At 40.2% G+C, this 20,313-nt stretch carries 8 protein-coding genes; 5 read left to right on the top strand and 3 right to left on the bottom strand.

What is annotated here, in order from left to right; translation table 11 throughout:
* Positions 1 to 486 precede the first annotated feature (486 nt).
* Positions 487 to 4,683 carry a DUF4347 domain-containing protein gene (locus tag IQ276_RS27200; protein ID WP_193917890.1) on the top strand — a complete coding sequence of 1,399 codons (4,197 nt, stop codon included), beginning with the start codon at positions 487 to 489 and terminating at the stop codon, positions 4,681 to 4,683.
* 364 nt (positions 4,684 to 5,047) lie between these two features.
* Here IQ276_RS27200 and priA read toward each other — a convergent pair whose 3' ends face one another.
* Positions 5,048 to 7,810, bottom strand: a complete 2,763-nt coding sequence (gene priA / locus IQ276_RS27195; RefSeq protein ID WP_235116018.1) for a primosomal protein N' — start codon at positions 7,808 to 7,810, stop codon at positions 5,048 to 5,050.
* Between the two features lie 784 nt (positions 7,811 to 8,594).
* Here priA and IQ276_RS27190 point away from each other — a divergent pair.
* The 4 genes from IQ276_RS27190 to IQ276_RS27175 all read left to right on the top strand — a co-directional run bounded on the left by IQ276_RS27190 (position 8,595) and on the right by IQ276_RS27175 (position 17,437).
* Complete coding sequence (locus IQ276_RS27190) at positions 8,595 to 9,767, top strand: RpoD/SigA family RNA polymerase sigma factor (RefSeq protein ID WP_193918240.1); 1,173 nt, start codon at positions 8,595 to 8,597, stop codon at positions 9,765 to 9,767.
* Between the two features lie 316 nt (positions 9,768 to 10,083).
* Positions 10,084 to 10,575: a GNAT family N-acetyltransferase gene (locus IQ276_RS27185; protein ID WP_171974297.1), complete on the top strand. Its 492-nt coding sequence runs from the start codon at positions 10,084 to 10,086 to the stop codon at positions 10,573 to 10,575.
* A 179-nt stretch (positions 10,576 to 10,754) separates the two neighbouring features.
* Positions 10,755 to 11,087, top strand: coding sequence for a cytochrome c6 PetJ (petJ, locus tag IQ276_RS27180; protein ID WP_193918244.1), 333 nt, complete (start codon positions 10,755 to 10,757; stop codon positions 11,085 to 11,087).
* A 581-nt stretch (positions 11,088 to 11,668) separates the two neighbouring features.
* The gene (locus tag IQ276_RS27175) at positions 11,669 to 17,437 is read left to right on the top strand and encodes a trifunctional serine/threonine-protein kinase/ATP-binding protein/sensor histidine kinase (protein ID WP_193918242.1); all 5,769 of its coding nucleotides are present in this window, start codon (positions 11,669 to 11,671) and stop codon (positions 17,435 to 17,437) included.
* Positions 17,438 to 17,776: 339 nt separating this feature from the next.
* On the opposite strand, the gene IQ276_RS27170 is transcribed toward IQ276_RS27175, so the two are convergent.
* Together IQ276_RS27170 and IQ276_RS27165 are read right to left on the bottom strand one after the other, a co-directional pair.
* Positions 17,777 to 19,237, bottom strand: a complete 1,461-nt coding sequence (locus tag IQ276_RS27170; RefSeq protein WP_193924471.1) for an FAD-dependent oxidoreductase — start codon at positions 19,235 to 19,237, stop codon at positions 17,777 to 17,779.
* Positions 19,238 to 19,295: 58 nt separating this feature from the next.
* On the bottom strand, positions 19,296 to 20,207 hold the full coding sequence (locus IQ276_RS27165; RefSeq protein ID WP_193924473.1) for a UbiA family prenyltransferase: 912 nt from the start codon (positions 20,205 to 20,207) through the stop codon (positions 19,296 to 19,298).
* Positions 20,208 to 20,313 lie beyond the last annotated feature (106 nt).

Raw genomic sequence — 20,313 nt, 5'->3', positions numbered from 1 at the left:
ATTAAAAGTATTTAAGTTTATAACTCAACTCTCAAATTTAATTTTTAGGATATTTGAGCGATCGCAGTAATAATACAGTAGAAAATATAGGATTTTTAGCGTAATTTTGTACTTACTTATCATATTCCTTTTTGCCCTCAAAACAAACGTTATAATTACCGATTCAATTTAGGTAAGGAAGCGGATATTTAGTGCTGCCCGACTAATCCCTACTCCCCACTCCCTACTCCGTATTTTCAAGCCAGGTCTAAGAGGATGTTTGAAAAGTGTCGTATAACACATTAAATTCTGACATTACCCCCCCAACCCCCCTTATAAAGGGGGGCTTTAAGAGATTATTCCCCCCATTTACAAGGGGGGGTAAGGGGGGGTATTAGACACTTTCGGTAATAAATATAGCTTTTCAAACACCCTCTAATAATCAGAGCGCAACTGCCAGAAAACAAAACTTTTAAAACACAAATTAATTTTACTGAGGAATTAGAAATGCCAAATCAGAATATTATTTTTATTGATCAAGCAGTTATTGACTACGAAAGCTTGATTGCTGGTATCCAACCAGGCACTAGTGTAGTAATCCTTGACTCCACCACAGATGGAGTAGAACAAATCACTCAAGCTTTGCAAGATGGCAACTTCGCATCAGTTCAAATTATCTCCCACGGCAGTAGCGGAAGTTTGCAATTAGGAACAACCCTACTCAATGTCAACAATTTGAACTCCTACACTAATCAATTGCAGCAGTGGAGAAATTATTTAACTGAGGATGCCGACATTCTGCTTTACGGTTGCAACGTGGCATCTTTTGATCGAGTTTTTGTACAGCGTCTGAGCGAAATTACAGGCGCAGATGTGGCAGCTTCTGATGACATCACAGGAAATCCCGAATTGGGGGGTGACTGGGATTTAGAAGTGAAGATTGGAGAAATTGAGTCAGATTTAGCCTTGACACCAGAGGTAACTAACGCTTACACCTCAATTTTAGCCTCCAACACAGCGCCAACACTCAACAACACTGGTAATCCCAAACTCGCCGCTATTACCCAAAATGTAATTGATGCTGATAACTCAGGTACTTTAATTTCTGTCATCCTTGCTACAGGTGCAGGTGGTAACCCCATCAGTGATGCTGACACCGGTGCAGTAGAAGGAATTGCGGTCATTGCCGTAGATAATACCAACGGTACTTGGCAATACTCCACAGATGGCGGTAGCAACTGGATTAGTTTCGCTGTATCCCAGACTTCTGCTACATTGCTCAGAGATACAGAAAAAATCCGTTTTGTCCCCAACGCTGGGTACAACGGAATGGCTGCAATTACTTTTCGCGCTTGGGATACCTCAGACGGCAAGGCCAGTGGCACTAGTCACGTAGATCCCGGCGTTGGTGGTGGCACTACCGCCTACAGTAGTGCTACTGAGACTGCCAGGATTTCCATTGCACCTCTTGTAGGATTAAGACCCTATTCCATCGTTACCGACGACTTTGACAAGGACGGTAATATCGATCTGGTAACGGCAAACAAGTCCTCCAACAGCGTTTCAGTGCTTTTGGGAAAGGGTGATGGCACTTTTAAGCCTGCCACCAGCTTTAGTGTGGGGGTAAGTCCTTATTCCGTTGCTGTAGCCGACTTCGACAAAGACGGCAAATTGGATCTGGTAACGGCAAACAATTCCTCAAATAACATTTCAGTGCTGTTTGGAGACACTAAGGCCACTGGTGGCTTTGCACCTGCTGTAAATTTTGCTCTGGCGTCAGGATCATCTCCCATATCTGTTGCAGTGGGCGACTTCAACAAAGATGGAAAATCTGATCTAGTAACGGCGAATAATGCCTTGCAAAATGTTTCAGTGCTGTTGGGAAATGGTATTGGGGGCTTTGCAACTGCCAAAGACTTTAAAGTTCCCAGCCGTCCTACTTCCGTCACAGTGGGCGACTTCAACAAAGATGGAAAATCTGATCTAGCGGTGACGAGCTCTTACTTCAATAACGTCTCAATCCTGTTGGGAAAGGGTGATGGCACTTTTAACTCAGCTACCTCATTTGAGGTAGGAACAAATCCTAACTTTGTGGTCGTAGACGACTTCAATAAAGACAACAAATTGGATTTGGCGGTGGTGAATTCGCTATCTAACAATGTCTCGGTGCTGCTAGGAGATGGCGCTGGTGGCTTTGGAATTGCTACTCATTTTAATGTGGGGTTAAATCCCGTATCCGTCACAGTGATTGACTTCAACCAAGATGGTAACTCTGACCTAGCAGTGGCAAATGCAGACTCTGGCACAGTTTCAGTGCTGCTGGGAAATGGCACTGGTGGCTTTGGAGATGCCACTAACTTTAATGTGGGCACAAAACCCTATTCTCTCACTGTGGGCGACTTCAACAAAGACGGTAAATCTGACTTGGCGGTGGCAAACAGCGAATCTAGAAATGTTTCGCTGCTATTTAACAATCCCGATGAACCCTATGAACCTGTTCCCCCTCAGCCGATACTCATTAACGAAATTCTGTTTGATCCACCAGGTACAGATAGCCCGAAAGAATATATTGAACTGCGTGGTACTCCTGGTGCAACTCTAGCAGCTGGAACTTTTTTAGTTGGAATTGAGGGTGATTCGGCTAGTAACCCTGGCGCTGTTCAAAATATTTTTAATTTGTCTGGTAAGCAGTTTGGCAGCAATGGGTTGCTGGTTCTTCTGCAAAAGGGCAGTACTTATGTACCCAACTCTGGTGCAAATGTCGTAACTAATAATGGAAGTGGAACTGGATGGGGGAGCGGGGCTTCAAGTTCAATCGGTCATACTGGTTCAACCGACATCGAAAGTGGGTCTGTTAGTTTCTTATTGATTCAAAGTACTACTGTACCTCCTACTCTTAGCAATGATATTGACTCGAATAACGATGGTATTGCTGATGGTGCTACTTACTCAAATTGGATTGTCCTGGATTCAGTTTCGGCTTTAGATGGGGGAGCTACAGACATAGCATACGGCTCAATTGTATTTAGAAAAGGTTCTACTGGCGGTTTGGTTACAGCTAATGCCACAGTTGTTGATACCTCATTTGTAGCAGGATATGTAGGACGTTCAGGTAATACCACAGGTTCAACAGCCTTGGATTGGGTAGCAAGTATAGTTACTGGCACACCACCGAATTTGATATTAGGTACTCTTACTAACACATCACCTGAAAATTTTGCTGGTCAGCCCTTAAATCACATAGGGGATACTAACTTTGTTCCTCCCGCTAATATCGATTACGCCATTTCAACTGCGACCCCAAATGTGACTGAAGGTAATAGTGGTAGCCAAATTGTTACTTTCACCGTTAGCCGTAGTGGCGATACTAGCATTGCCAGTACTGTACATTATGTTCTGGATGGCACGGCAACTTTTGGCACTGATTACAACACTATTAAGGTTGCAGGTGTAACAAGTGCTGTATCGGGATCTGTAATCTTTGCTGCTGGAGAAACAACAAAGGCTATTACATTTAATGTTCTGGGTGAAAAGGTCACTGAAGTTAATGAAACCATTAATCTGACGCTGAGTCACCCGAACCAGTTAGCTCCTGTTACCGACCCAGCTACAGTTACCATAGTTAACGATGACAACCCACCCACTATCTCCATCGCCAATAAAAGTGGTAGCGAAAGCATTGGTAATCTCTCTTTTACCGTCCAACTCTCCAACGCAAGTAGTGATGTCATCACAGTCGATTACAACACTAGTAATGATACTGCGATCGCCAACCTTGATTACACCCCACTCACAGGAACCCTGACTTTTAACCCTGGAGTTACCACTCAAACAATCACGATACCGATTCTCGAAGATTTTGTTGATGAATCTAGTGAGCCCTTTTTTGTCAATCTCACTAATCCCACTAATGCTTCCATTACTGATAACCAAGCTAGTGGTACTATTACTGACAACGACATAGCGGGTATTACTATCTCTCCTACCACTGCACTCGTAACTACCGAAGCTGGTGGCACTGCTAACTTCAGTATTCAACTCGATACCCAACCCACTGCTGATGTCACGTTAAATTTAACCAGTTCCAAGGTTAGTGAAGGTACTGTTTCAGTTTCTAGCGTCACATTTACCCCAGCTAACTGGAATACGCCTCAAATCATCACGGTGACAGGTGTTGATGATGGTGTTGCAGATGACAATATTCTTTACCAAATCATTACTGCCAAAGCAGTTAGTATTGATACCAAATATAATAATTTCAACGCTGATGATGTTGATGTGGTTAACATTAAAAGTGGCAATCAAATTAATAGCATCATTACTGGTTCAGCCAATAATGATAACCCTTTGCAGGGAACTAGCTCAGACGATCTGATTTTTGGCTTTGCTGGTAATGATGTGATTGTTGGCGGGCTAGGAAACGATCAACTTTACGGCGGTTTGGGTACTGATAATCTTACAGGAGGTGCAGGTAGTGATATCTTTGTGCTTGCTAAAAATGAAGGTAGAGATACTATCAAAGACTTCAATATCAGTGAAGATTTGATTGCTTTATCAGGTGGTTTAAGCTACTCAGGTTTGTCTATTACTCAAAGCGGGAATGATGCGTTAATTAAGGTTATTTCTGGTAACCTCAGTATTGGTTTGTTAACTGGAATTACGGCATCCAATTTAAACGCTAGTCATTTTATTACTTTGAGTTGATTTATAAACAGGAGTCAGGAGTCAGAATTCAGGAGTCAGAATACTCTACCCATAAAGAGAAATATAAATGTCAGTAGGGTGTGTTATGCCGTAGGCTAACGCACCTTCAATAATTACAGGTGCGGCGTCAATACGGTTCGGTTAAGGTTTTTTGATGAAAATTTTAGATCACAAAGACGCGATAAATCGCCGTCTCTACAAGAATCAGTCCTTATTCTGTGTTTTCAAGAAATTAGTTAATCGCTCTCATTAGTTTTTGTGGATTGAGCATAGCATTGAAAAGAATTCAGGAGTAAAAATTCAGAATTATTCTGTACGAATGAATTCTGAATATTGGTTTCAAGTATTTTTTATCAACCAAAATTTACATAATATTTAATGGGTCTACATCTATGGTCAAACTCACAGATTGGGGACAAAGCGATCGCACTTGTTCCCAATCTGGCAATTGCGGCAATTCATCAGGAGCGAATTTAATCAATATTTGCCAACGATAACGATTAGCTACTCGTAAAATACTCGCTGGTGCTGGCCCCAATATCTCTAATTCTTCGTTTGCACTTAAAGCTGTGGCGATTATCTGGGCTGTATTCTGCACTTGAATGGGATCGAGACTACTCAAGCGCAACAAAATTAACCTTCCATAGGGGGGATAATTCAAGGCTTGGCGCTGTTCTAATTCTGCCTGAGAAAAAGACTGATAATCATGCGATCGCACTGCCTGAATTACTGCATGTTCGGAAGTATAAGTTTGTACAATAACTCTACCTGGATCGTCGCCTCTCCCAGCACGTCCAGCTACTTGAGTCAAGGTTTGAAATGCGCGTTCGCTGGCACGATAATCTGATAAATTCAGCAACCCATCGGCGGCAACAACGCCTACCAGTGTCACCTGCGGCAAATCTAAACCTTTGGTGAGCATTTGCGTACCTACTAATAAATCTGCTTCGCCGTTAGCAAACTGCGTAAGTAGGGTACGGTGTGCGCCTTTGTTGCGGGTGGTATCACTATCAAACCGAATTAAGCGTAATTGCGGAAACTGTCGCGCTAGTTCCTGGGTGACTTTCTGAGTACCACTACCGAAGAATTTGAGGTAAGGGGAACTGCAATCGGGGCAAAATTTGGGATGCGATCGCGTATAGTTACAGTAATGACACCGCAATAATTCCGGCGCTCCCTCTTCGGTGTGATGATATGCCAGCGACACATCACAGTAGGGACATTCCAACACATAGCCACAACTGCGGCAAGATACAAAAGTACTGTGTCCCCGACGATGGATAAATAAAATTCCTTGCTGCTGTCTTTCTTTTAACTGTTGCAAAGCTTCTTGCAAGGATCTACTAAATATAGAACGATTTCCCTGCTGCAACTCTTGGCGCATATCCACAATTTCGACTGGCGGTAGTGGGCGGGAATTGATGCGTTTGGGGAGGGAAAGGTAGTGAGTGGGGAGTGGGGAGTGGGGAGTGGGGAGTGGGGAGTTAGGAGTGAGGAGTGAGGAGTTAGGAGTTAAGAATTCTTCCCCTGCTTCCCCTGCTTCCCCTGCCCCTCTACCCCTCTGCTCCCTCACACTCAACCAACTTTCCAAGGAAGGGGTAGCGGAACCTAAAACCAGGGGGCAATTTTCTAATTCGGCTCGCCATTGGGCGACGGTGCGGGCGTGGTAGGTGGGGATGGGTGAGTCTTGCTTGAAGCTGCTGTCGTGTTCTTCATCTAAGATGATTAAACCCAAGTTGGGTAAAGGGGCGAAAATGGCGCTGCGGGTGCCAATCACAACTTGGGGTTCTCCGGTGAGCATTTGTCGCCAGGTGTCGTAACGTTCACCGTCTGAGAGGGCGCTGTGATATACGCTCACTTTATTGCCAAAGCGGGCGCGAAAACGATCGGTTAGTTGGGGTGTGAGTCCAATTTCTGGGACTAAAACCAGGGCGGATTTGCCGACTTTCAGTAGAGGAGCGATCGCTTGCAAATATACTTCGGTTTTTCCGGAACCTGTCACCCCATGCAACAAAACTTGAGCAAATCCATTTAATGACTCGATTGTTGCTAGGGCGCTGGCTTGGGCTGAATTTAACGTTTTTGGTCGATCTTGAGCTAATGTCGGGCTTTGTTCTGTTCGCAATACTTCCCGTTCTTCGATGACGATATAACCCTTTTGTGCTAGGGTCTTCAAAATCGAGGAACTAGCATTGCAAATTTGCAATAATTCACTTTGCCACAACTCCCCACCACGCCGCCGCAAGACTTCCAAAATTTCTCGTTGGCGAGTTGTTAATTCACGATCAAATGTACTGCCCACTAGCGTCACTGCTTTTTCAAATTTCGGCTTAGTCAGTTGGGGCGGTTCTAAGTAACTTTCTACTAAACCTCGTCGCAATAGTTCGCGGACTCCCTGGTAAGCTCGTTGGACTTGATTTTGTAAGTACCGAAAGCTATAATCACCGTCTGCTTGTTGCTGTAGGAGTTGGAGAATTTTATCAGCATCTTTATTGTTAACTTTGGCTACTAAACTTTGAAAGCTTAATAAAGCCAAAATTTTAATCAAATAATTATTTTCGATTGTATTGAGTAAATAAAACTCAATTAGGCAAGAATAAGCTTGAGGAATCACACGCATCAAAGGTGTATCTAACCAAGCATTAATATTAGTGTTAGTAGACACTGCTGCACCGGCCACAGTTAAGCGGATGCGACGCTGCGATCGCCCCAATAATCCTGGTGGTAGTGCTGTACGTATTACCTGAATCATTTGTGTGTAGTAATACTGCGATACCCGTTCCATCAGAGTCCAATAACTATCGCGGAAAAATTTCTTTTGAATAACATCTTCCACATCCCGAATTTTTTCTAGCGGTAAGTCTGTCGGAGGTTTTGCCAGCAATCTAATGGCTACTCCTGTTAGGTGTTGTGCGCCAAATGGCACATTCAAAATATCTCCAGGTTTTACTTCTAACCCGGCTGGCGATCGATATACATATAGATTTCCACCTTTTTCTACTTCTGTTGCAGTTCCTGGACAGTCTACCAGTACTTCAACCCAACGATTAACAGTTGCACCTGACTGGTAAGATTCCCCAGGTTCTGCTACTACTAAAGAAGATAAACTTACGTCATTAATATACATAGTCGCTGACTTAATAGTTAGATATTTTACTCACCTAGCTTCTGAATAACTAAACTCTAATTTTTTGCTTTCTTAGACATAAATGGTATTTCTCAATACTGTTATTCCTCATAATACTTGATAAGTTTCCTCTTATGTAATCTACTAGACAAATTCGTATCAACTTTACATGCAATAAATATCTGGGGTTCTCTATACAAATAAAAGCATCTTGGCTATTGCTGCAAAAGTTGCTCTATCTACTAAATAGGGAGTAGCCTTTTTCCGCCTATCGATAGATATTCAACCCTTTATGCATATGAGATGCTTTTATACAAATAAGAATATCCCGAAATTAAGCTGCCATCATTGTAATTTGTATCATCAGGGTAACTTACATTCGGGAATGCATAACCCCAACACCAGGTTTTCGTTTTATCCAGTGACTTCCAGCACCTAGACATTAAAAATATTTAGAAAGATATATGAAGATTTAAGAAATCTGGATAGTTAGCTGAGATTTTTATATTTGTTAAGTTGAGAAAGTTTGAGGGGGTTTGACATATTTGGTAATTAAGAAAAGAATGAAGAATATATCTGTTTTCAGCCTGAGAAACAAGTGTTGTTGGGTGCGAAAGCCAGTTACGTTATAGCTTGTATCTAACTGTAACCCTTATTTAGTAGGTACTAGCAATTTTTATTCCTGAAGAGAAATTAGCATAAGCTTGTATTCGGCTATATAAACGGGTGCATTCTTACCTTAGGGAAAACTACCAAGCCTCAAACGAGTAGCTGTAACTAAATTATGTACCAAACAAAGCAACGATCCCTAAAGGAAACTATGAATATTGTTGAATTGGGAAAAATGGAAATACTGGAGAATACTGCTGAGAGTGAAGAACTATTACTGGAGAATTTAGATGCAGTAGCTGATGAAGAGCCTCAAATTTTAGTAGAAAATTTGGAATCGGAGGAACGGGATGGAGATGAAATGGCAGCGGCTCGTCCTTCGGGATACAATAAAACCGAACATGATGATGCTGTAGGCGCGTTTTTTAAGGAAATGGCGCGTTATCCGCTGCTAAAACCGGATGAAGAAGTGGAGTTAGCACGGCGAGTTAGGTTTCTCGAAGAAATTAGGGAATTACAAGCTACTTTACAGTCAAAATTGGGACAGGAACCTAGTAAGTTAGAAGTAGCTTCTGAGCTAGAAATGACAGAAAAGCAATTAGAAAGTCGCTTATATCAAGGTAGAGTAGCGAAACGTAAAATGATTCGCTCTAATCTGAGATTAGTAGTTTCTATTGCGAAGCGATACCTGAATCGGGGAGTACCTTTTCTGGATTTAATTCAGGAAGGAGCAATGGGTTTAAATCGTGCTACAGAAAAGTTTGATCCAGATAAAGGATATAAGTTTTCTACTTACGCCTATTGGTGGATTAGACAAGCGATTACTAGAGCGATCGCTAATGATGCGCGAACAATCAGGCTACCAATTCATATTGTTGAAAAACTTAACAAACTCAAAAAAGCACAACGAGAACTCAAGCAAAAACTCTGTCGTAATCCTTCCGAAGGTGAAATGGCGGAAGCTTTAGAAATTAGTGTCCAACAACTACGTCAACTACAACAATTACGCCGTCAAGCACTTTCTCTCAACCACCGTGTTGGTAAAGAAGAAGACACAGAATTGATGGATTTGTTAGAAGACGAAGATAACCTATCTCCAGAAGCAAAAATGAACGAAAACATGATGCGTCAGGAGATTTGGGAAGTATTGGGTGACGTGTTAACTCCACGGGAAAAAGACGTAATTTCTTTACGCTATGGCTTGACAACTAGCGAACCCTGTACCTTGGAAGAAGTTGGCAATATGTTCAATCTTTCGCGTGAGCGGGTGCGACAAATTCAAAGTAAAGCCATGCGAAAATTGCGGCGTCCCCACATAGCAAAACGGTTAAAAGGTTGGTTGATCTAACAATTTTACCCGATAATTAAGACCTAATACCAAGTTAGGATAAATAGAGATTATTGGAATAGTCTTTAGCAAAGACATTTAATCCAAAATCGCAGTTGCGCTTCCAGCGCACCAGAGGTGCGACTTAAAATCCCAAATTGGTATGATACCTGACCTCATTATCTCTCATCACGAAACATTTTTTGAGCGGGGGCGATCGCCACTGCAAAAAAACCGGGTGTTTTGTACCTTTTTTCGGCTTTTGTTTAGTCATTAATCAAAAAAAATTGCACAGTTGACTATAGACTATGGACTATGAACTATGGACTATAGACTAATGACTGCGAGTAGCAATTTGATTGTGCGTTTTGCCGAGCCAGCTGATTACAGCGTACTGTTTAAATTAATTGAAGGGCTTGCTGAGTATGAAAAATTATCTCACGCTGTCACCGGCAATGCTCTAGCACTTAAGGAACATTTATTTGGTTCCCACAGATATATAGAAGCAATACTAGCAGAATCTGGCAGTCAAGCTGTTGGGTTTGCCCTATTTTTTCATAATTATTCAACATTTCTGACCAAGCCAGGAATTTATTTAGAAGATTTATTTGTTTTACCAGAATATCGCAGGCAAGGTATTGGTAGAGCTATCCTGACTAAAGTAGCCCAAATAGCCGTAGAACGTAATTGTGGACGGTTAGAATGGAGTGTGTTGGATTGGAATGAATCAGCCCAAGAATTTTACCGTAGCATGGGAGCATCCATATTAGATGATTGGCGAATTTGTCGTGTAACAGAAGATGCACTGAATAAGTTAGGGGCTGTGTAAAAATCAAATTATTGTAGGGTATGTTATCTGAATTCTGAATTCAGAATTCAGAATTCTGAATTCTGAATTCTTTTTTAAGACTAAGTTTGACAGCTTGTCATTTGACTATGGCAGCGGCTCAACTGACAATTATGGAGGATATTCCACCGAATCAGCCGTTATTGCAGAGGGAACACGAAATGAAAAAAATTATTACAGTCATGCTGTTAGGCATAGCAATCTTCACCTTTGCCTTCAGTAGTCCAGCTTTAGCCGCAGATGTTGCTAGTGGAGCTAAATTATTTAGTGCTAATTGTGCTTCTTGTCATGCAGGTGGCAAGAATTTAGTGAAAGCAGAAAAGAGCTTGAAAAAGGACGCTTTGGAAAAGTATGGCATGTACTCAGCAGAGGCGATTATTGCTCAAGTTACAAACGGTAAAGCTGCCATGCCTGCTTTTGGCAAACGTTTAAAGCCTGAGCAGATTGAAGATGTTGCTGCTTATGTGTTTTCACAAGCAGATAAATGGAAGTAGAACTGAAATGCTCAGAATTCAGAATTCATAACTCAGAATTCAGGAGTAAAAGAGTCTTCATATCTGGCTTGAAATCTGAGGTTCCGTACTTCATTTAGTTGCAAACTACTGTAATTTCAAAGATTAATAATTAGCGGGACACAAAGCCCCGCTAATTTTATTACTGCGGAAATTATCATACTATTTTCAAAAATATTTGCAACATACTAATTGTCTGTAGGGGCGTACAGCTGTACGCCCCTAACTATACTCTGTCGTATTTTTATTTCAAATTAGCATCAGTATAGCGGTTCCCATTCAGATCCAGTACAACACCATATCGCAAGGTGTAGGGGCACGACAGCACTGCCGTGCCTTTACAGTTGTACTTCACGCTTGTGGGGAAACGCTATAGTACTGGATTATGCGGTGAAATTTATACGTAGACTTTAACTTAAATTTACATTTAATTAAGTAAAATCTCTGATAAAGAAATAGTTGAGCTTTTGATCAAACTCATAACTAGATCTACAAAAACTGATATTAAGAATACGTAAAGGGGAATACTAAGGCTGAGTCACAATATTATAAATAACACTGCAATGTTAGTATTATCCAATGATATACTCCCGCTTTCTGGATATCACATCACAGAGCAAATTTATTCAGGTATTAAAACCTTAGTTTATCGAGCTATCAGAAAACAAGACCAAAAAACAGTAGTCATCAAAGTGATGCGGAATGAGTATCCTACCATCCATGAAATTGCCCAATTCCGGAATCAATATACAATCACTAAAAACCTCAATTTGAAGGGGATAGTTAAACCTCTAACCTTAGAAAATTACCGTAACGCCTATGCCTTGGTGATGGAGGACTTTAGCGGACTATCACTCAAAGATTGGGGAAAGAGGAAAGAAAAAGATATTTTGAGCTTAGGGGAGTTTTTCCACATCGCCATACAAATAGTATCTACCCTAGAGCAACTGCATCGCGATCGCATTATCCACAAAGACATTAAACCAGCCAATATCCTAATTAATCCTAGCACTCTCGAAGTCAAACTTATTGACTTCAGTATCGCTACCCTATTACCAAGAGAAATTCAATTCCTTACGAGTCCTAATGTCCTAGAAGGAACATTAGCTTATATTTCCCCCGAACAAACTGGAAGAATGAATCGTGGTATTGATTATCGTAGCGATTTTTATTCCTTGGGAGTTACATTTTTTGAGCTTCTCACCGGACAACTACCCTTCACTAGTAATGACCCGATGGAGTTGGTCCACTCTCATATTGCCAAACAACCAGACAAAATCAAAATTCAAAATTCAAAATTCATAAATCAAGAGATTCCCCAAGTACTTTGTGACATCGTAATGAAATTAATGTCCAAAAATGCTGAAGACCGCTATCAAAGTGCCTACGGACTTAAGCATGATTTACAGATGTGCTATAAGCACTTGGAAGAAACTGGCAATATTCCACCTTTTCAGTTAGCGAGTACAGATATTTCAGACCGTTTTCTGATTCCTGAAAAACTTTACGGTCGTGAACCAGAAGTAGCAAACCTTCTTGCAGCTTTTGACCGTGTGACGCAAGGGAGAACGGAAATGGTCTTGGTTGCAGGTTTCTCTGGTATTGGCAAAACTGCGGTAGTTAACGAAGTTCATAAACCCATTGTCCGACAACGTAGTTACTTCATTAAAGGTAAATTTGACCAGTTTCAACGAGAGATTCCCTTGTCAGCATTAGTACAAGCTTTTAGTGATTTAATCGGGCAAATATTGATAGAAACTGAAGCTCAAATTCAACAGTGGAAAATCAAAATTATTTCAGCACTGGGTGAACAAGCTCAGGTAATTAGTGATGTGATTCCTGCATTAGAGCAAATTATTGGCAAACAACCAAAGTTTGCTGAACTCTCTGGTAATGCTGCCCAGAATCGCTTCAATTTATTATTTAAAAGATTTATTCAGGTATTCATCAGCAAAGAACATCCTTTAGTCATCTTTCTAGATGATTTACAATGGGCAGACACAACATCTTTGAAATTGATTCAAGCATTAATGACTCAGGCTAATACAGTCAAGAAGAAATCTCTCTTATCTGCTATTGAAAGTCAAGAAAACCTCTGGATTCCCAACTTTGATGGAGAATCTTGGGAAATTGATCGGACACAGAATATCGATGATAATCAAGGTAGTTTATTGTTGATTGGTGCATATCGAGATAATGAAGTTTCTCAAGCACACCCACTTTATTTGACAATACAGGAGATTGAAAAAGCAGGAACATCTATTAATTACATTTATTTAAAATCATTAAACCAAAGTAATTTAAATTCTTTGATTGCTGATACTCTAGTTTGTCAAGAAAATATAGCTGTTTCTTTGACACAAATGGTTTTTGCTAAAACTAAAGGTAATCCATTCTTTACTATTCAATTTTTGAAGTCTTTACATAAAGATAATATTATTAAATTTAACTATAGCGTTGGCTGTTGGCAATATAATCTAGCCGACTTGCAAGTATTAGCTCTTACAGATGATGTCGTCGAATTTATGGCACTTCAAATAGAGAAATTGCCCAAAATGACCCAAGATGTTTTAAAATTTGCAGCTTGTATTGGTAATGAATTTGACTTGAAGTCTTTGGCGATAATTAATGAAAAATCTGCGGTAGATACAGCATCTGAAATCTGGAAAGCTTTATATGAAGGACTAGTTTTACCTCAAACTGAAGCTTATAAAATATTTCAAAATGGCAATGTTTCAGGAGAAGTTTTTGACAGGCAAAAACCACAAAACTTACCACTGAATAATTCTCTGTGCCCTCGATACAAATTTATACATGATAGAGTGCAGCAAGCTGCTTATTCTCTCATTCCCGAAGACCAAAAAAAGCAAATTCACTTGCGTATTGGGCAACTTTTATTAAAAAATACCTCAGTTGTAGAACGGGAAGAAAAGATTTTTCAGTTAGTGAATCAGTTTAATATTGCAGTTGAAATAATCACAGTTCGGACTCAACGTGATGAATTAGCTCAGATGAATTTAGTTGCTGGACGTAAAGCTATAGCCTCGACTGCTTATCTCGCCGCAACTAAGTATTTAACTACTGGTATAGAACTACTATCCAATGATAGTTGGCAGACAAAATATGAGATAAGTATTGCTTTGTATGAAACAGCAGCGGAGGCTGCATACCTCAGTGGTAACTTTGAAAAAATGGAGGAATTAATAGAAGTAGTATTAGCACAAGCAAAAACATTACTGGAAAAAGTAAAAGTTTATGAAATCAAAATTCAAGCTGATGGAGCGCAAAATAAAGCATTAGCATCTGTCAATACTTCCCTAAGCTTTTTGAAATTGTTGGGGGTGGAATTTCCCGATCGCCCAAACGAGCTTGATGTGCAACTAGCTATGACAGAAATAACATCTAATCTAGCTGGAAAGCGCATTGAGGAGTTAATTAATCTCCCAGAGATGAAGCAGCCTCAACTATTAGCAGCTATGCGTATTTTATCTAGTACTGCTCCGGTTGCTTATCAAGTTGCTGCCGAATTGTTCTTACTTATTTGTCTTAAGCAAATAAATTTATCAATAAAATATGGTAATGCTTCCTTGTCTGCTTATGCTTATGTTGTCTATGGAGTAATGCTTTGTGGAGTAATCAAAGATTTTGAATCTGGTTATCAATTTGGCAGGCTAGCTTTAAATTTATTGGCTCAATCTGGTGCTAAAGAGATCAAAGCCAGAGTTATGCAAGGATTTTATTCTCTCATCGAGATTTGGCATAAACATGTTAGAGAAACCTTGAAACCTTTGCTTGAATCTTACTCTGCCGGATTAGAAACGGGTGATTTAGAATTTGCAGCTTATTGTTTAATGTATTATTCTAGCTTTTCATATTTCATCGGTAAAGAATTGACTGAGCTAGAAAAAGAGATGGATAATTACAATCATGCCATTAGTCAAATCAAACAAGAAAGACCTTTGAATTGGAGTAATATTTATAGGCAGATTGTCTTAAATTTACTTGAAAACACGGAAAATCCATCTTGTTTAATTGGTATAGCTTATGATGAAAACAAAATGCTGCCTATTCATTTAGAAGCTCAAGATGGAGTAGGTCTTTTATACTTTTATTTAGGTAAATTACATCTATGCTATTTATTTCAAGAATATTCTCAAGCAGTAGAAAATGCCATTTTAGCAGAGAAATTTTTAGGTGGTGGCATAGGACAACTAGTTGTTCCTCTTTTCCATTTTTACGATTCACTAGCTAGATTAGGTGTATATCCTAATATTGGGGAAATTGAACAAAAAGAAAACCTTGAAAAGGTAGCTGCTAATCAGGAAAATATGAAGCAGTGGGCACATTATGCCCCAATGAATTATTTACATAAATTTTATTTAGTAGAGGCAGAACGACATCGAGTCCTTGGTCAATATCTTGAAGCAATGGATGATTATGACCAAGCTATTAGCTATGCTAAAGAATATGGATATATTAATGAAGAAGCTCTGGCTGGCGAACTTGCGGCTAAGTTTTACTTAGAAATCAATAAACAAAAGATTGCCCAAACTTACTTGACTGATGCCTATTATAGCTATGTGAAGTGGGGAGCATTAGCTAAAGTTGAAGATTTGCAAAAACGCTATTCTCAATTACTTGCTCCGATTATCCAGCAAGAAAAACTTAACATCCATATTAATGATAATAGTACTGCTTCTATACGTATATCACATTCGATTTCTAGTAATAATGAAACTATTCTGAGTACTAGCATTTCAGATATGCTAGATTTGGCATCTGTGATTAAAGCCTCTCAAGCAATCTCTGGGAAAATTGAGATGGAGCAACTGCTTTCTGCATTAATAAAAGTTGTGATTGAGAATGCAGGAGCTTCTAAGTGCGCTATGATTTTGAGTGAAGGTAATGAATTGAACTTAATCGTCGCAGCAGTCGGTTTCAGTTCAACATTTGGGAGTATTGCCACACAGTTTCCATCAATTGATTTAGATTCCAGTTCCGATGTTCCTATTACTTTGATTAATTACGTCAAACGTACAAGGGAAATCTTTGTCAGCGATAATGCACAGACTGTTAACTTTCTAGTAAATGATTCCTACATTGTTCAAGAGCAACCCAAAAGCCTCTTGTGTATTCCGATTGTTAATCAAGGTAATTTGCTGGGTATTCTTTATCTAGAAAACAATTTAGCAATGGCAGCATTTACGCGCGATCGCATTGGAATTCTCAATCTACTAAGCACTCAAGCAGCAATCTCTTTGGAGAATGCGATCCTCTATAAAAACTTAGCACAAGCTAAAAATAAATTAGAAAAATATAGCCAGACTCTAGAGGAGAAAGTCAATGAGAGAACTCAAGAATTGAACGATAGAAATCACTGTTTGCAAAAAGCACTACAAGAATTGCACAGTACCCAAACTCAATTAATTCAAAGTGAAAAAATGTCTTCACTAGGACAAATGGTGGCAGGTATTGCACATGAAATTAATAATCCGATTAACTTTATTCATGGAAATATTACTCATGTGAATGAGTATGTCAAAGGCTTGCTAGATTTAATCACTACTTATCAACAGGAATGCTCAAATCCTTCTAGTTTAATTAATGAAAAAAATGAAAGACTTGACCTCGATTTTATAGTAGATGATTTACCAAAAATACTTGATTCTATGAAGCTTGGAAGTTCGCGCATTAGAAATATTATTTTGGGCTTACGGAATTTCTCCCGCTTAGATGAATCCGAAATGAAGCCTGTAAATATTCATGAAGGCATTGATAGCACCTTGATGCTTTTACAGCACCGACTCAAAGAAAAGAGCGGACACTCTGAAATTGAAGTCATCAAAGAATACGGACATCTACCAGAAGTTACTTGTTATGCAGGTCAACTTAATCAGGTGTTTATGAATATTTTAAATAATGCGATCGATGCTTTGGAAGAGTCATTTGTCATTAATCATACCCTGGAGGAAGGCGAAGCGCCTATGTCATGGCTAGACAAACAGATAAGTCACACAGGAGAGTTGCAGCGATGTCTAAGAGGAGGTTCGCTGACGCAATTTCAAGGACAAATTCGCATCGTTACTAAACTGACAAATTCTAATACAGTGATGATTCAGATTTGTGATAACGGTTGTGGGATGACTACCCAGGTGCAACAAAAAATCTTTGACCCGTTCTTTACCACTAAATCGGTAGGAAATGGTATGGGGTTGGGGTTGTCAATTAGTTATCAAATTGTTGTGGACAAACACAAAGGTCAGTTAACTTGTCGTTCTCTTCCAGGAGAAGGAACTGATTTAATAATTGAGATACCGATACGACAGGGATAATTGGGCATGGGAAGAGGACGCGGGGACGCGGAGATAGTATTTGATCATTAGACCTCTTGCAAAAGTCCCCTAATACCGTTTCACTTTAATTATGATACAAATACGTTGGTAGGGGCACGGCAATGCCGTGCCCCTACGCGAAATCTATATGTATCAGGGTTTTGGTGAAATGGTATAACACCCACCCCCAGCCCCTCCCCGCTCTTCGGGAGGGGAGACAGTAAGTCAAAGGCGGGGTGGGGTTCTTTTTTTTGATTTATGCAAGAAGTCTATTTATTTGCGTCACCTTGTCTCCCTCATCTCCCCATTCCCCACTCCCTACCTACTCCCTTTGCAAAATTATGATTGTGTAACGGGAGAGAGTTTTTTAGGAACATCTTGTTCATCAGCAGGCTGCTCATTTTTCCTTTGCCAATTAATGACTCGCTTCAACACTTTTGTGCTGATACTTGGCTGGAAAAATGCAGTAGGTGGCTTTAGCATGTGTATTACTTCTAAAAATGTCTTGTGAATCTCGGCGTTTTCAGTTTGTAGTAATAAAACTTGATCGAGATACCGCTGCATAAGTCGGCTGATGAAATCGGGTTGTCCTCCTTCAGTGGTATGCCAACGTAAATCTTCGCCTGTTGTCATTAACCAAGGTACACCAATTACTTTGTTTAGTTGTTTTTGAAAATGTCGAGATAAACCGATTAAATTACCGTCGGAATGTTTAGATAATTGCTGATTTAAACATTGGTCTAGAGTTAATGCATCTAAAGCGGCAACCGTCATCCCTTGTCCGTAGACTGGATTAAAAGCACAGACGGCATCACCTACTAACACAAAGCCTTCTGGTAATCTTTTCAGTTTTTCATAATGACGCAGGCGATTTTCTGTGCGCCGATAACCATAGATAGATGAGAGTGGCTGGGCATCTTTGATAGCTTCGTAGATAATTGGCGATCGCAAGCTACGGGCAAAGTCTAAAAAGCCATCTTTATCGGTAGGTGGATAATCTTTACCTACACCTATGAGTGTGAGAATCCAGCGATTACCTTCAACTTTATAAATTACACCACCACGATTATTATTTGGTGGTTGTACTGTTACGTACAAACACTGCCAATCATATTGCAAGTTAGCTGGAGGCTGATACCAGCAGCTAGCATAGCCCAAAAAAGCGTTGATTACTGTCTCTTGGGGCGCGGCGTAACCCATTGCTTCTAACCATTGAGCCGCTGGCGAATTGCGTCCACTCGCATCCACAACTAAATCAGCAGTTAAATCTGTTTCTGGTTGGTTGCGAAAGCGCACTCGCACACCTGTAACACTACTTCGGTCTGAACTAGATAATAAAGAAATTACCTGTCCTTCTTGCATAAATACAAGATTGTCTTCAGCAGCTAATCGGCTGCGGATACTTTGCTCTAGAAGATTTCGACTGCAAGTGTGGGTAATTAAACCAGAATTAAAACGGGGTGCCCAGCCAGCAAAACCCAGCCAAGGCAAATCATTTCCCCAATCTATTGCGGATGCACCTGAGTCAGCTAATTGAGCCTCAATACCAGGAAAAAGTTCTTCCAAAGACTGCAAACCACGCTTGAGCAGGGTATGAACATGAGGAGATTGGGGTACACCATGCCGGTGTTCTGCTTCTGGTATGAAGTTATCCCGTTCGATAACTGTTACTCGCCCAAAGTATTTAGTCAGTACTTTTGCAGCTAGCAGTCCAGCGATACTTCCCCCGATAACAACAGCCTGTTTAGGCTGGCGGACAGTTGATTGTAGAGATGAAGTAAATACTTCTAAATTGGTCATGCTTCTTACCTTTTGAGAAAAGTTGGGTGGGCAATGCCCCTGAATTCTGCTGTATCAGTTAAAGAACAACGATCGCACTTGCCAGAACAAGACAATACCAGTAAGTGAACAGCATGTAAGTATGATGATCTTCTTTTGGAGAGCGATTAAACACAATCCGCGCTGCAATGAACCAGCTGAATACTGCCAGTACAATATCGCACAGTAAGGTACTTACAGTATTTTCCGTGGGCATCATTAATATGAAATGGATAATAAATGGTAATAATCCAAAACCGAGACTCAGTATAAATCGGCTTGCTGTTTCTCCAAAGGCGATGGGAAATGTGCTTCGATTAACAGCCAGATCGCCCTCTATATCCCGAAGATCCTGAACCGCGACTAGTGTACTCCAGATAGCACCGATCAGAAATAACCACCGCCAAGCGATCGGTGTAATTGGCGTCACTAATTGCCAGACTGCTGCCAGGTGCGCGAATGTACCCAATCCAATTAAGAAGTTTTTGCTAATCCAGTACTTATCCCAACCGCCAAAGTTATGCAGGATCACAACCATCTGGCAAATTAAAGCCCATTCTAAAACCCCAAAGTACCAGCCTACAAAAGTAAATAAGCCCATACTCAAAAACCATCTCACTAAAGCTCCCTGAACCGAGATTTTTCCTGTAACTAGTGGGCGATTAGGCTTGTTAATTCGATCCTCTTCAACACCAGCTATTTGGTTAGATAAACAAAATGAAAAAAGATACAACCAGACAAATAGTGTGCCATATATCAATGCGAAAACTAATTCACTAAAAGATGATTGTACATAATGCCACGCAGCTACTATAAATAGTATTGGTGGTATGATAGTACTCGAAATATCACGCCCAGTAAATTGCCAAAGTAAATGCAATTCTCGAAACAGGCTGTTGTATAAATTTATTGCTGCAAAATTTGAAGATACAAGTTTAGTTTGTGCATCCATTGATTTTTTTATCCTTAGTAATTGTCAAATTAAATTAGTAGTACAGCTATCCTATTTAGCTTGTGAACATAGGTTTTCAAAATAATCTCACGCACCAGACGCAGGA

The organism is Desmonostoc muscorum LEGE 12446 (assembly GCF_015207005.2).
GTDB classification, from domain to species: domain Bacteria; phylum Cyanobacteriota; class Cyanobacteriia; order Cyanobacteriales; family Nostocaceae; genus Nostoc; species Nostoc muscorum.
The sequence above is the reverse complement of the archived record's forward strand: the minus strand, read 5'-3'. Positions and strand labels throughout refer to the sequence as shown.

Coding starts and splice junctions, on each gene's coding strand:
- IQ276_RS27185 (WP_171974297.1), top strand. CDS start 10,084: ATGACTGCGAGTAGCAATTTGATTGTGCGTTTTGCCGAGCCAGCTGAT.
- IQ276_RS27200 (WP_193917890.1), top strand. CDS start 487: ATGCCAAATCAGAATATTATTTTTATTGATCAAGCAGTTATTGACTAC.
- priA (WP_235116018.1), bottom strand. CDS start 7,810: ATGTATATTAATGACGTAAGTTTATCTTCTTTAGTAGTAGCAGAACCT.
- IQ276_RS27170 (WP_193924471.1), bottom strand. CDS start 19,237: ATGACCAATTTAGAAGTATTTACTTCATCTCTACAATCAACTGTCCGC.
- IQ276_RS27165 (WP_193924473.1), bottom strand. CDS start 20,207: ATGGATGCACAAACTAAACTTGTATCTTCAAATTTTGCAGCAATAAAT.
- IQ276_RS27190 (WP_193918240.1), top strand. CDS start 8,595: ATGTACCAAACAAAGCAACGATCCCTAAAGGAAACTATGAATATTGTT.
- petJ (WP_193918244.1), top strand. CDS start 10,755: ATGAAAAAAATTATTACAGTCATGCTGTTAGGCATAGCAATCTTCACC.
- IQ276_RS27175 (WP_193918242.1), top strand. CDS start 11,669: ATGTTAGTATTATCCAATGATATACTCCCGCTTTCTGGATATCACATC.